The organism is Streptomyces sp. NPDC090106 (assembly GCF_044747265.1).
In the GTDB taxonomy this organism is placed as follows: Bacteria; Actinomycetota; Actinomycetes; order Streptomycetales; family Streptomycetaceae; genus Streptomyces.
Genome location: NZ_JBIVDS010000003.1, coordinates 473191 through 487327 on the forward strand (window position 1 = coordinate 473191; position 14137 = coordinate 487327).

At 73.8% G+C, this 14137-nt stretch carries 7 protein-coding genes; 4 read left to right on the forward strand and 3 right to left on the reverse strand.

Annotated features, from left to right (window positions below; all coding sequences use genetic code 11):
* Nucleotides 1-17: 17 nt before the first annotated feature.
* Nucleotides 18-3842, reverse strand: a complete 3825-nt coding sequence (locus tag ACIPSE_RS12045; protein ID WP_401660905.1) for a helix-turn-helix domain-containing protein — start codon at nt 3840-3842, stop codon at nt 18-20.
* Nucleotides 3843-4167: 325 nt separating this feature from the next.
* Nucleotides 4168-5556, reverse strand: coding sequence for a hypothetical protein (locus ACIPSE_RS12050; RefSeq protein WP_401660908.1), 1389 nt, complete (start codon nt 5554-5556; stop codon nt 4168-4170).
* Nucleotides 5557-6078: 522 nt separating this feature from the next.
* Between ACIPSE_RS12050 and ACIPSE_RS12055 the strand changes: the two genes are divergently transcribed.
* From ACIPSE_RS12055 to ACIPSE_RS12065, 3 genes are all read left to right on the forward strand, one after another.
* Nucleotides 6079-6858: a hypothetical protein gene (locus tag ACIPSE_RS12055; RefSeq protein ID WP_401660911.1), complete on the forward strand. Its 780-nt coding sequence runs from the start codon at nt 6079-6081 to the stop codon at nt 6856-6858.
* Nucleotides 6855-8630: a hypothetical protein gene (locus ACIPSE_RS12060; protein ID WP_401660914.1), complete on the forward strand. Its 1776-nt coding sequence runs from the start codon at nt 6855-6857 to the stop codon at nt 8628-8630. Before ACIPSE_RS12055 ends, ACIPSE_RS12060 begins: the two co-directional genes overlap by 4 nt.
* A 90-nt stretch (nt 8631-8720) precedes the next feature.
* Complete coding sequence (locus ACIPSE_RS12065; RefSeq protein WP_401660917.1) at nt 8721-10370, forward strand: hypothetical protein; 1650 nt, start codon at nt 8721-8723, stop codon at nt 10368-10370.
* Nucleotides 10371-10451: 81 nt separating this feature from the next.
* Here ACIPSE_RS12065 and ACIPSE_RS12070 read toward each other — a convergent pair whose 3' ends face one another.
* Nucleotides 10452-11666 (reverse strand): cation:proton antiporter, encoded by a 1215-nt coding sequence (locus tag ACIPSE_RS12070; RefSeq protein ID WP_401660920.1) that lies wholly within the window; start codon nt 11664-11666, stop codon nt 10452-10454.
* A gap of 425 nt (nt 11667-12091) precedes the next feature.
* Between ACIPSE_RS12070 and ACIPSE_RS12075 the strand changes: the two genes are divergently transcribed.
* On the forward strand, nt 12092-14077 hold the full coding sequence (locus ACIPSE_RS12075; RefSeq protein ID WP_401660923.1) for a hypothetical protein: 1986 nt from the start codon (nt 12092-12094) through the stop codon (nt 14075-14077).
* Nucleotides 14078-14137: the final 60 nt, after the last annotated feature.

The following is a 14137-nucleotide window of genomic DNA, read 5'->3' on the forward strand; positions in this document are numbered from 1 at the left end:
GCTGTGCGTCCCACCCCTCACGCACACAGCGCCACCCGCGGGGACGTCGGCAGGAACCGGCGCCATTCCGCCTGGCTGAGAGGGTCGCCCCGGGCCTCGCACAGCCGTCGGGCGATGACGTCCGTGTCGGTGCTCCACAGCCGTACGGTGTGGTCCTCGCCCCCGGCGGCGAGTGTGCGGCCGTCCGGGCTGAAGGCGACCACGTACACATGACCGGTGGCCGCCGTGAGGACGGCCTGGAGGTCGGGCGTGGCGGGACGGGCGATGTCGAAGAGCCACACGGTGGAGTCCGTGCTGCCCGCGGCGAGCGTCCGGCCGTCGGGGCTGAAGGCCACCGAGTACACGTAGCTCGTGAACCCGGTCAGGTCGGGTCCCACGCGCACGGGGTGCCGCAGGTCCCGCAGGGACCACAGCCGGACGGTCCGGTCGGCGCTGCCCGCGGCCAGCAGCTTTCCGTCGGGGCTGAAGGCGACGGACCACACGTAGCCGGTCGGGCCGTGGAGGGTGACCAGCGGGCGGCGCCCCGCACCCCGTACGGCCCAGATCCGCACCGCCCGGTCGATGCTTCCGGCCGTCAGATGCCTGCCGTCGGGGCTGAAGGCCACGGACAGCACCGCGTCCGTGGCGCCCTCGAACGTCCGCAGCGCCACCGGGCGGTCCTGCCCGCGCACGTCCCACAGCCGCAGCGTCGCGTCGTCGGCGCCGGTGGCCAGGGAGGTACCGGACGGGCTGAAGACGAGGGATTCCACCGAGCCCGTCGCGGAGGCGCGGAAAGGGTCACCGCGCAGCCGCAGGGTGCCGTCGGAGCCGACGGAGAACAGCTGGACGCTGCCGCTGCCGTAGCCGACGGCCAGCAGGGACGTACCGGGGGAGAAGGCCACCGACTGCACGAAGGTGTCGCCGCCCGGCTTCCACGAGGTGCCGATCCGCTGGTGACGGGCCAGGTCCCACAGCTGGAGTTCGAGCGTGCCGACGGCCAGGAAGCGGCTGTCCGGACTGTAGGCGAGCGCGTTGACGCCCTGTGCGCTGGTCAGGACGGGGGAGGGGAGGTTCCACAGCCGGACGGTCCCGTCCGCGCAGCCGGTCACGAGCGTCTCGCGGTCGATCCAGGTGAGGGAGGTGACGGCGCCCGGGTGGGGCAGCGAACCGGAGACGTAGCCCGCGTCGAGATCCCACAGCCGTACCGCGTCGTCGCTGCCGCCGATGGCCAGGGTGTCGCCGCCGGGGCTGAACGCGACGGCGTTGATCCAGCTGGTGGCCTTGTCACCGGCGTCACGGACGCGGTCCGGGGCGGCGGGCCGGGAGATGTCCCAGACACGGGTGGTGCGGTCCTGGCTGCCCACCGCCAGACGGCGGCCGTCCGCGCTGAACGCCACGGTGAGGGCCGCTTCGTCGAAGGCGTCGAGCGTGGCCAGCGGGCGGACGGAGCCACCGCGGCGGGCCCGCCACAGCCGAGCGTGTCCGTCGAGGCCGGCGGCGGCCACGAGCGTGCCGTCGGGGCTGAAGGCGACCGACTGCAGAAAGCCGGTGCTGCCCTTGAGCACGGCCGGTTCCGCCGTCGGCACGGCCCGCGCGTCCGGCCACAGCCGCACCGTGCGGTCAGCGCCCGCGGCGGCGAGAGCGCGGCCGTCGGGGGCGAACGCGAGGGAATAGACGGTGGCGTCCGGGGAGCCGCGCAGCGCGGGCAGCGGGCGCGGCTGCCGGGGATCGCCGACGTCCCAGCGGCGCAGCAGCCCCATGCCGCCACCGGCCACCAGGGTCCGTCCGTCCGGGCTCAGGGCGACGGCGAAGACCGCCAGCTCCGACGAGACGCGCACGGTCGCCCGGTGCCGGGGCCGGGCCCGGTCGGCGATGCTCCACAGGCGCACGGTGCCGTCGGAGGAACCCGCGGCGAGCAGTGTGCGCGCACGGTCGACCGCCACCGACTGCACCAGACCGGTGAACCCCGTGATCCGGGCGGCCGTCGGCGCCGCGGAGGAGTCCATCAGGGCGGCCCGGGCCTCCTGCGTCGACGCGGTGCGATAGGCCGCGAGCGCCAACTGGGCGCTGACGGACAGGTCATGGGTGCCGATGCGGTCGGCCTCGGCCGCCAGAGCGCGCGACACGGCCTCCGTCCGGGCGAGTTCGGCACGGTCGCGCTGGTGCCGCGCGTACAGGGACAGTCCGCAGGCGACCAGGAGCAGTGCCAGGGCCGCGCTCAGGGCCTGGACCAGCCGTCGATTGCGCAGTCGCGCCACGCGCTGTTCCGTCTCCTCGTGCCGGGTCGAGGCAAGGAGACAGGCACGTTCCGACGCGTTCAGGGCGGCCCGGCCCGCCTGGTCGTCGGCCCACTCACGGGTCACGGCGAGCGCGGTGCCGCGCAGCAGGAGCCCGGGATCGCGGTCGGCCTCCTCCCAGCCGCGGGCCGCCTCGGTGAGCCTGCGGTGGATGCGCAGACCGACGCGGTCCGTGTCGATCCACTCCCGCAGCCGGGGCCACGCCGTCAGCAGCGACTCGTGGGAGATCTCCACGGTGTCCCGGTCGACGGTGATCAGCCGCTGCTCCACGCAGGCGGCCAGGACCGCGACCGGCTCCGCCGACCGCGGGCCGCCCGTGCCGTCCACGAGTTCGCCGCGGGCCACCCGCCGTCGGGTCGGCGGCGCGTCGTCGGTGACATGGACCAGGCGCAGGAAGATCCGGCGGGCGATCTCCCGCTGGATGTCGGAGAGTTCGGCGAAGACCGCTTCAGCGGTCCGCGCGACGGCGTCGTGGATGCCGCCGCTGGCGCGGTAGGCGGCGACGGTGAGGCGGCCCCGCTCCGCCCGCTGCCACGTGGCGTGCAGCGCGTGCGACAGCAGGGGCAGCGTGCCGGGTTCGTGCGCGGCCGTCCCGTTGCCGGGGGAGGTGTCGGGGGTGCGGGGGGCGAGGTCCCGCAGCAGCAGCTCGACCAGGCCGCTCTCCACGTCCAGCCGGGCCTTGCCCGCGGGGCCCGTGACGGCCCGGCGCATCTCCTGCGCGGACATCGGCCGCATGACGACCTGGTTGTCCTGGAGCGCCTGGGCCAGAGCCGGGTGCTGGAGGGCCTTGGGGTAGAAGTCGGCCCGCAGACCGATGACGGTCACGGCGGGCGCGGTGGTCAGCAGATCGATGAAGCGCGAACGGGCCCTGTCGTCGCGGCAGATGGTGAACAGTTCCTCGAACTGGTCGATGACCACGAGCGGTTTGGGCCCTGCCGCCGTGAGCCGTTCCGTGAGTTCCTCGTCGGGTCTCTCGCCCGGGGTCATCAGGACCACGGGACGCGGTGCGAACTCCTGTCCTGCGTCGGGGAGTCCCGTCCCGTCCCGGACGGTGGGGATCAGACCGGTGCGCAGCAGCGACGACTTGCCCGAACCCGAGGGGCCGACCACCGCGAGCAGCCCGCCGCCCGCCTCGGTCAGCTTGGATAATCGAAGCGTCAGGGCGGCGGTCAGCTCCTCCCGCCCGAAGAACCACTCGGCGTGCTCCTCGTCGAAGCCCCGTAGCCCCCGGTACGGCGGCAGGGCCCCTGCGGGCTGCCGGCCGGGCGTCATCCGGACGCGGACCAGCGCCTCGTGCCACACCTCCAGCGTGCCGCGGTCCTCGACGCCGCAGGTCCGCAGGATGCCGGTGAGCAGCTCGGGCGCCCGGACCGGCGGGAGATGGCGGCCGGAGAAGTAGTCGCCCACCGTGCTCGGCGCGAGCCGGACCGCGCGGGCCACGTCACGCACGGTCAGCCCCGCCCGCTGCCGCAGCGTCGTCAACGCGTGCGCGAACTCCGTGACCGAGGAGACGCTCCCGGGGTCCGCTCCGCCGCGCGGTCCGTGTCCGCCCTGTCCCTGTGACACACGCTCTCCTCGGGAGTGTCGGGTGCGCGGACGGCTGCGCTGTCCGGGCTTGTCCGACAACTGTCCGGGCTGCCACGGGAATCGGGCAACAGGGTGTCCCGGCCCCGCCGCCACCGCTGTCCTCGGACAGGGGGCCGCGCCGCACGGCACCGAGGGGAGCCATCGTCGTGCGGCGCGGAACCACCGACCCGGCAGGAGAGCACGAGGCGTCGTCCTCGTGGAAGGAGGGACAGGACCCCATGCGGAATCCGACAGTACGCGCCGGCGGCGACCCCGAGGAACCCGACGACCGACGGTGACCTCGGCGTCCGCCGCTCGTGGTCCGTCAGTACGCCATGAGAGCGGACACCCCGCCGTCACGGTGGAGAGTGGGCGCCCACTCCCTCAGCAGCCCCGGACCCAGGCCCTCCGCGAGCCGCGGCCCCCGGCGGTTGACCGTACGGTCGAGCCAGTCGAGCACCGTCCAGGCGAGCCGCGGCTGAAGATCGGACACGGCGGCCGGCCATCCCCATCCGACCACCGGTAGCGGGGCATCCGGTTCGGGAACGCGGACCAGGAGCGTACGGTCGCCCGGCCGTGCACGCAGCGTCTCCTCGATCCGCGCGTACAGGTCCAGCTCCCGCTCCACCCAGCCGCGCACCCCGCCCTCCAGGGCCACGCCGCAGTCGGCCTGCCTGGCCGCCCACCATTCCAGCATCCGCGTGGCGGGCCGGACGAACACCACGTGCGCGGGCACGTCCCGCAGGGACCGCAGAGCCCGGTCGTCGCCACCCGGGCCCGGCTCGGCGAACACATAGGGGCGAGCCAGCACGACGGCCCGCCAGGGCGACACCGTCCGGTGACGGGCACTCAGATGCTCGGAGGACACCAGCCACCCCGCGACGCGCCCCGCGAGCCTCTCCCGGCGCACCGGGACGACCTGACCGTCCGGGGTGACCTCCGCGTCGGAGCGGGGCAGCACGTACTGCATGCCCAGGCCCTCCGCGAGCAGCGAGGCCGCCCCACCGGCGAACGGCCGTCGGCCGATGACGACGAGAGCGGGAACGGCCGGGCCCGGCAGCGCCCCGTCCACCCCGCGTGCCGGCCGCTCCACCGCCGCGATGCGGTCCTGGACCAGCAGATGGCGCGGACGATGCCCGTCCTGGGCGTCCAGCCACAGCCGGGCGCCGGGCAGGCCCTGCCAGCTGTACTCCCCGCGCTCCCTGAGCGCCCGGTGGGCCAGCGCCGTCAACTCCAGCCGCGTCGACCAGTAGTCGAGCGCCGGACCCGGCCCGGCGGCGTCGAACGAGGGCAGGGTGTCCCAGACGCGTTCCCGTTCCGCGAGGGCGATCGCCTGGGCGAGGGGGAGGGGGTCCTGTCCCGGGCGGAGGCGGAACTCCGCCACGTCGAGGACGACCGTCGGGTAGACCTCGCCGGACCGCACCGCCGTCAGCTCCGCGGTGAACCGGCGGGCACCGTGGTTGCCGGACAGCACACCGGCCGCCGCGGCCACCGGGGCACGGTCGAACCACGCGGCCTCCCACTGGCGCGGAATCCGCCCGACCGCCGCGACGCCGTCCCTCAACTGCCTGATCAGCGAGAGCACATCGGGGCCGGACACCTCTTCGGCAGGCAGCCAGCCCAGCTCCACGAAGACGTCCGAGACGGGCAGGTCCGCCAGTCGGGCCAGTGCGCGGACGAACTCCGGCTTCAGCGGCCGGTGTCCGTTCAGCATGGACCGTACGGTGCTCTCCGACCAGCTCTGTCCGTCCCCGGCGTCGCCCCGCAAGGCACGTGCCACGGCCTTGGGTCCCAGGACGTTGCGCCGGCGCAACGCCTCCAGGCACCTCTCCAGTCCTGCCGGTGTCCGCGGTGCCCTGTCGTCACCCTTCACCATCCCCGGCCCCCCTCGGTCCGTGATCGTGGCCCCCGGGACCGCCGTTCCGGGCCCGTGGCCCGCACGACCGCCCGTGCAACGGCCGCACAGTAGCGGCGATTCGGCGGACTCGGCGCCGAATCGGATGATTCCTCCGGACTCCGCGACGGCCCGTGGCCCCGCGTCGCACCGCAGGGGACGCATCGCCCCTGACGTACGGCCCCTGACATGCCGACATCTGACGTGCCGCCACCGGGCGCGTCCCGCGGATACCGCATCGCCCGAAGCGGATACGCGAACCGTCTTACCGGCCGCCCGCCGCCTCCGGTTCAGTCGGGCCCTCAGCTTCGCACCGGACCCCAGTGAAACGAGGAAACGCGAGTGAACCGCCTGCGCCGACGGCTCGATCCGGTCCTGCACGACATACGGCAGGGCCGGCATCTGGAGGCGTACTCCCTCTTCGCCGTCGGCCTCGTACTCGTCGTGCTCGGGCTGACCCACCGCGTCGGAACGCAGACCCTGCTGGCCTTCACCGTCGCCGCCCTCGCCCTGCTCGTGTTCCGGACCGCCGCGCCGCCCGACCCCGCGCCCGCCTCGCCGGACGAGGTGCTGCGCGAGCGGCAGGACCTGGGCCCGCTGCGGGACCTGCTGGAGCGGGCGGAGGACCTGCGGGTCTACGGGCCCACCGCCATCAACGTGCTGGCCAGCGCGGAGGACCTGCGGCGGCTCGTCCTGCGGCGCGGCGGCACCGCCCGCTTCGTCGTCCTCCAGCCGTCCGGTCCCGCCCTCGCCCAGGCGGCCGTCCAGCTCGACGACAACCTCGACCTGGGCCCGGCCCTGCACAGCTCCCTCGGCGCCCTGCGCCGCCTGGACCGGCACCAGGGATTCAACTGGCGCACGCTGCCCTTCAACCCCGGCTTCAGCCTGCTGATCGTGAACGGCGACCGGCCGGACGGCACCGTGGTGGTGGAGTTCCACGGCTTCGGCGACGACACGATCAACACCCGGATGCACCTGGTACTGGACCGGCGGACGACCCCGCACTGGTACGAGTACTGGCTGCGCCGGTTCGACGCCGTCTGGGAGGCGGCCGAACCCGAACCGCCCGGCCTGCTCGCCCCGCCCGCGAGCGACCCCGACCCGGACGCCGTACCCCGGTGAGGCCGCCCGCCGTCACCGCCGCCGTGCGCCACCTGCACGGCACGACCCCGGACCAGGTCCTGCTCTGGTCGGGGGCGGGCGCCTCCGTCGAGGGGCCCGCGAGCCTGCCCACCGGACCCGAGCTGACCCGGCGGGTCTTCGACGCCTTCTTCGAGAAGGGCGCGCTGGACCGCGTCATGGGGTACCACCAGGCACTCGGCCTCACCGCGTACGGCGCGTGCCCCTCGGAGACAGGGCTGCCCGCCGCCCGGCCCCCGCGACTGGAGACCGCGCTGGAAGCCGCCGTACGGGCCCGGGGCGACACCGTCCCGTCGGCGTTCGCGCTCCTGGACGACGTCCGCAAGGCCGCCCCCAACCGGCTGCACGCCTTCGCCGCCGACCACATCGCCGTCGGCGGCCGGCACGTCACCGCGAACTTCGACGCCTGCGTGGAGAAGGCCCACGAGGAACGCCACGGGGCCCCGCCGCCGGACCGGGCGGTCCACCACTTCCACGGCTCCTTCCACGCCTCCCCGGACGGCGCCGAACTGGGCGCCACACTCGGCCGCCTGGCCTCGGGATTCCCGGACGACGAGGCCGAGCGCCTCCAGCAGGTCCTGCACACCCACCGGGGCCTGCTGGTGTACGGCTACAGCGGCAGCGACTACTTCGACGTGGACCGGCTCGTCGCCGCCCTGGCCCCGGACGGACTGAGCGGGCTGCGCGTCCTCTGGATCACGCACTCGGGACACACCTCCCACACCCTCGACGCCGACACCATCCCCCTCCAGACGCTGCTGCGCGCCGCCGGAGCCGACGTGCACGTGGTGTGCGCGCCCACCGCCGACGTGCTGAACGCGCTGGCCGACACCTGGGCACTGCCACGCCTGCCCGGCGCGACACCGCGCAGCCCGGACACACCCGCGCTCACCGTCACGGACACCGAACGCGACCACGCGACCTTCCTGCTGTACGGGTCGCTCGGCCTGCACCGGGAGGTCCGGCGGCTGCTGCGCGACGGCAGGACGGGCACCGACGACCCCCGCGAACTGCGCGGCGCCCGCTCCCGGATCCTGTGGGAAGCGGGCCGCTGGAACACCCTGCGCCGCCTGTGGCGCGACGCCCCCTCGGACGGACCGCACGCCCTGGAACGCGCCGAACGCATCGGCGCCTCCCTCTGGGTGCAGGGACGTCTCCTGCCCGCCTGGTGGTACCTGCGCGGACACGCCGCACGGGCCGAGGAGGGCAGCCGGTACGCGTACACGCTGGAGGAGACCCTCGGACGGGTCGTCGAACACATGCACCGCACCCCCGACCTGAGGCCCCTCGCCCGTCACCTGCTCCGCCGGAACCAGGCCGTGCGCGCCCCCGCACCCGTGGACTTCCGCGCCCTGCACGACGTGCGCGACAGCCTCGACGGGCTCCGGGACGGCGTACCGCGCACGGACGACCACGCCCGCGTCTCGACCGTCTGGTTCCAGGAGACCAACGACCTCCAGGGCATCCTCAGCTACCGCCACCGGCTCCTGCGCGACCGCTACGACCCCGATGACGTGAACCTCACCGACGAGGTCCTGCGCGACAGCCACGACGAGCTGACCGCCGCGAACCTCCTCCTCGGATCGGCCGCCGGTGCCTGGCGCACCGCACTGCTGCCCGGCGCGCACCGCGTCCTCACCGTGCGCGAGTACGTCGTCGCCCTCCTCGCGCTCCAGTACGGCTGGTGGCACCGCTTCCGGCTGCTCGCCTGGTTCCTGCCCCGCAGGGCCCGGCACCGATGGCGCCACCGCTGAACCCGACGCCACGACCGGCGCACTCCCCGGCCGCGACCGCGACCGGCCACCCCGATCCCGCATGAACTCCGCACCCAGGAAGCCCAGACAGTGGACACCACCGGCCGCGCCTCAGGGCGTCGCACCCCGCCCCCTCCCCGCCCGCCCCAGGACCCGCCGTCCCCGCGACCGCACCGGCGCTCCCCGGCGGAACCCGCCCGCTCCTGGTGGCTCCTGCTCGGAGCCGAGACGCCGTCGCCTCCGCACGGCTGCTCCACCCCGGAGGGACCCGCCCTCGACTGCGACGTCCGCAAGATCCGGCCCAGCGACCTGTACTGCCGTACGCACGAGGCGTTCCTGCCGCTGCGGAACGTCAGGAAGCCCGAACACCCCCTCAACCCGGTGGGGTTGCTGCCACGCCTGCTGGTGGCCGGCCTCGTGTGGACGGCGCAGTTCGGCTCGCCCCTGCCCATATGGGTGCTGGGTTTTCTGCTGGGGGCGGCCGTCCTGCTTCTGCCGCTGCGCCGCTGGGCGGTCACCTGGCGGACGGCCGCGGTCGCCTGGACGGTCACCTGCGTCCTCGTCGTGGCGCACCACTGGACGAGCCAGGGAACGAACCGGATCACGGCGACCGTGCTGCTCACGCTCACCGCGGTGGCCGTGGCCGTCCGCTGCGCGGGCGAGACGATGACGGGCGCGTCCACGCGGGTCCGGCGCGAGGCCTCGGCGCGGCGCGCGACGACCGTGATCACGCCCGGCCGGGGGTGGGTGCGGGGAACGCACGCCGCCGGCTTGATCGCGGCCACCCTCGCGCCGGTGCCCGCCGTACTGCTGTTCCGCGCGGTCGAGCGCCTCGCGCCCGCCGGTTCGCTGACTCCGGTGCCCGGATGGGCCCGGCACTGGATCGACCTCGCCGTGCCGGCGGCGCTGGCGGGCGCCCTGCTCGCCACCCTCGTTGCCGGAGCCCTCCAAGGCGCCGGACGCATCGACCGGCACGTCGACCAGCTGACCCGGCCCGTGCCCAAGCCACGACGTCCCACCTGGGCGCACCCCGGGCGCACCCGGTACACCGCGGGCACCGACGACCTGGCCGCCCGGCTGATCGGCGTGTGTCTGCGCGTGGGCGAACACACCCTGGACGTCCTCCTGCGCACGGCCGCCTTCGCCGCCGGGGTCCTGCTCGGCTTCGGGCACCTGTGCCTGGCGACCGTGCGGGCCGGAGCGGAGTGGCTGTGGCGGCAGGTCGTCCTGCTGAAGCGCCGCACCACGCTCAGCCTCGTGATGGCCAAGGACACCCTCGCCGAGGCCCTGCCCGTCGCGGGTGCCGGCACGGGGGCCACCCTGCGCGCGGTGGCGCTGCCCATCGGGGGCCTCGCGGTCGCGGGAGCGTCCCTGAGCGTGCTGGGCGACGGGACGCCCGGCTATCTCACGCACGGTGAACTGCCCGCCCTGTGGCCGTTGCTGGCGTCCGTCGCCTGCGCACTGGTGGCGCTCACGCTCGCCTGGACCGGGCTCGCCGGGCAGCCGATGAGCGCCTCCGCGAACTCCGCGCGCCACACCGCCGAGACAGCCCTCCCGCACGCCCTCCTGACAGCCGCCGCGACCGGCTGGGCGATCAGCCTGCCGTCCTTCCTCGGCGTCGGTCGCATCACGCCCGGCTGGCTCACCTGCACCCTGACCGCGTGGCCGCTCGTCCTGGTGGCGGTCCACCTCATGCGTCGTTCACGGGAGGCCCCGCACCGGGGGAGGGCCCGCCGCTGACGACGGTCGGGGCGGCGGCCCGCCGGCCGGTGAGGGCGGGCCGCCGTTCCTGGCGGAGAACTCCGAGGTTCCCCCCGCGGGTCACCAGGCCTCCGACTCCACCGAATCGGAGGACACCCGACCGCTTCCGCCGCTCCGCGCACGCAGCCGCATCGCCGCAAGGGGCAGGAGAAGCACCGAGAGCATCGCCGCGCCCACCAGGGCAGCCGCCTCGTCCGTGGCGAGCACCTTCTGCTCGACGCCGATGGCCGTGATCGCCGCCACCAGGGGAAGGCAGGTCGACGCGAAGAGCGTCAGGGCCGACCGGTCCGCGCGGGGCAGGCCGAGCGGGGCCAGAAGGTACGCGGGCCCTCCTCGTACCAGCAGGAACAGCAGCAGGAACACCGGCAGCAGGGCGAGTGCCCGCCCGCCGTCCAGCAGGGCGCGCAGGTCGAACTCGATGCCGGTGACGACGTAGAACAGCGGGACGAGGAAGCCGAACCCCATGGCCTCGACCTTGCCGAAGATCCGGGCGCTGTTGGTGGGGGAGGCACCCTGGAGGACGAGGCGGGTCAGGATGCCGGCGGCGAACGCGCCCAGGAGGATGTCGAGGCCGAACGCCTCGGCCAGACCGACCATGGCCGCGAGCAGCAGCATGACGAACCGCACCGCGAACTGTCCGCTGCTGTCCACCGTCTTGTCCACCAGCCGCGAGAACCAGGGCGGACGAGGGCGCAGCGCCCACAGGACCACGGCGACGGTGATCGCCCCGAAGACGATCAGCAGCGCCGCCGACTCCCCGGGTCTGCGACCGCTGAGCAACAGCGCCATGGCGACGATCGGGCCGAACTCGCCCACCGCGCCGAACACCGACATCACCGTGCCGAAAGGCGTGCGCAGGTCCCCGCCGTCGCGCAGGATCGGCAGGACCGTGCCCAGGGCCGTGCTGGTCAGAGCGGTGCCGATGACGAACGCCTGGTACGTGTCCCCGCCACCGAGCCAGAAGGCGATCCCGATCCCGAGGACCAGCGAGATCAGCCACGCCCCGGTCGCGCGGCGCAGAACCGTGCCGCGGACGGCCGCGAACTCGATCTCGTACCCGGCCAGGAAGATCAGCATGGCGAGCCCCAGGTCGGACAGCGTGTCGATGACCTGATCGGTACGGGCCCAGCCGAGGACGTCCGGGCCCATCACGATGCCCAGCGCGATCTCGAAGATGACCAGAGGAATCCGGACCCACCGCGCCACCCCCTCCACCAGGAGCGGGGCGAGCACGGCCGCGGCCATGATCAGGACGAGCGTGCTGGGGTGCGACACGGTGCCCCTCCGGTCACGATGCGACGACGACGGCGGTGGTGCCGATGTGCTTCAGGGCCTCCGGGATGTCCGCCGCGGTGCCGCCCGGTGGTGACGGACTCGGCCAGTGCCACCCTCGCTCACGCCGCCGTCCGCCACGACCGGGGTGTACGCCGTCCGGGGCCTCAGGCCTCCCTCTCTGCCTCGCCTCCCTGTCTGGCGTGCGAGCTGGGGGCACCGAGCGTGCCGATGGTTGTCATCACGGACCTCGGTGCACAGCTTCGCCAGGGCCGTTGACCCGTGTGCGGGTCTCACGGACAGTGCTCGACGACCCCGACCCGCTGTCGACGGCGGCACGGTGCGCATCCCCCTGCCGGGGACACGCACCGCTCGCCGTCGTGCCCGCGTGCCGGGGCGACGGCAGACAACTCGTCGAGGAGTTCCCCATGTTCCGACAGACCGCCCGCGGCACCCGTACCACCGGCACGGCCGTTGTGCCCGCAGCCGTTGTTGTCGATCCGCCCCTGGAGGGGCCTGAAGTGAGCATGCGCGGGAGGGTCCGCGCCCTGCTCGTCGTCGGAGGTCTCGCTGCCGCTCCCGGAGTGCTCGCCCCGGCCACGGCCCGCGCGGCGACCTCGTCGACCCGTCGCAGGACGGTCGCCTCCGGCGAGACCTGGGAGATCGGCCGGATCACCCGGCTCGACGAACTCGTGGTCGAGGACGGGGCCACGCTGACGGTCGCCGAGGGCTGCTCGCTGTCCCTGACGGTGAACGGCGTGGAGACGGGCTCCCGGTTGGACGGCACCTACGGCTTCGCGACCGTCATCGCCGCCGGCGTCTACCGCGGCGATGTCGTCCTCACCCCGGCCGTCGACCACCTGGAGTCCTTCGCGGGCGCCGCCTTCCACCTGCGCCAGGCGGTCTACGTGGGGGCGGACGGCGTCGTGAGCGAGAACTCGGTGCTGTCGGCCGTGCGCGGCGGACGGCTCACGGACGACTCCGCGAGGAACGTCACCGTCCGTTCCACCGGTGAGGCGTTCAACGGCTTCTTCGTCGCGGGCGGCGCCTCCTACCGCCTCGCCTCCCCCAAGGTCCGCTTCGACGGCAACGGCCGTCTGGACTTCGCCTGCGACGGAGCCGCCCTCACCGGCTCCGGAGCGGGGACCCGGCTGGTCGTGGAGGACGCGGACGTCGACAACCGGGGGTCGGTGCGGACCGGTGTCATCGCCCATGACGGTGCCGACGTCATCGTGAAGAACTCCCGCATCCGCACCCGCGAAGGCGTCCTGCCCGACGACTACGAGCCCGGCTTCGGCGCGAACATGATGACCGTGCCGTGGATGCTGGGCCTGTCGGGCAACGTCCGCGCCACGAACGTCCTCGGCGCGAACACGACCGCCACGTACATCAACTCCACGGTCTCCTCCGAGGAGTGGGGCGCGATGTCCACCGACTCCGTCCGCAACTCCCGCCTGAACGCCGTCAATTCCACCGTCGCCGTCACAGGCGCCTCCGGCTACGGCACCTACGCCGACGGCACGAGCCAGCGGAACGTGTTCCTCGGCACCCACTTCGACGTGGCCACGTTCGTCGCCATCAGCACCGGCAGTCCCGTCACCTTCGGCGACAGCACCCGCAGAGCCGTGGCCGCGCTCGACGAGGACTGCGATCTGCGGCTCACCGCACGGGAGTTGGCCGCGATCGAGCCCCGCGGCTGCCGGCTCACCTCGCGCGGCTTCGGCGTCATGTGGCACAGCGGCGACGGCGGTTCGGTTGACATCGGCGGCGACACACGGTTCACCACCGAGAAGACCATGTTCCTCGACAAGGGCAAGCAGGTCGCGATCACCGTGGACGGATCGCGGGGCGCCCGGCTCAGCACCGGCAACGGCGTGCTGGTGCAGATCATGGAGACGGACGATCCCGGTTCCATGACAGGCAGTTACAGCGACCCCACCGACGCCCCCGAGCGCGACAGCTCCTTCGACACCACCACCGAGCACACCGCGGACGCGACGGCCGCCTTCACCGACATCTCGCTCACGGGCGACTTCTACAACGCCATGCGCACCGGCAAGAACCTCGTCGTCACCTTCGAACGCAGCCGGATCCAGGGCGTCCTGTCCTCGTCGCGGACGCGGCACGCCCTGGCCACCATCACCGCGGACGACTGGCAGGAGATCAACCACGTCACCAACACCGTCCAGCCGGCCGTCAACAACGGCGTGATCGTCCACCTGGGAGCCAAGTCGGTCTGGACGGTCAGCGGCACCTCGCATCTGACCAAGCTGGTCGTGGCCGCCGACGCGCAGGTGAAGGCCCCGCGCGGCCGGAGCCTCGCCTTCAGCGTCGACGGAGTCGACACCGTGCTCGCCCCGGGCGCCACCTACGCCGGTGCGCTGGAGCTGACCGTCACTCCGGCCCAGCCGTAGGGCTCGGCGGGAAGGGGCGGGGCTTCGGGACTGACAGAGAGTGGCGCCATAGGTTAGGTT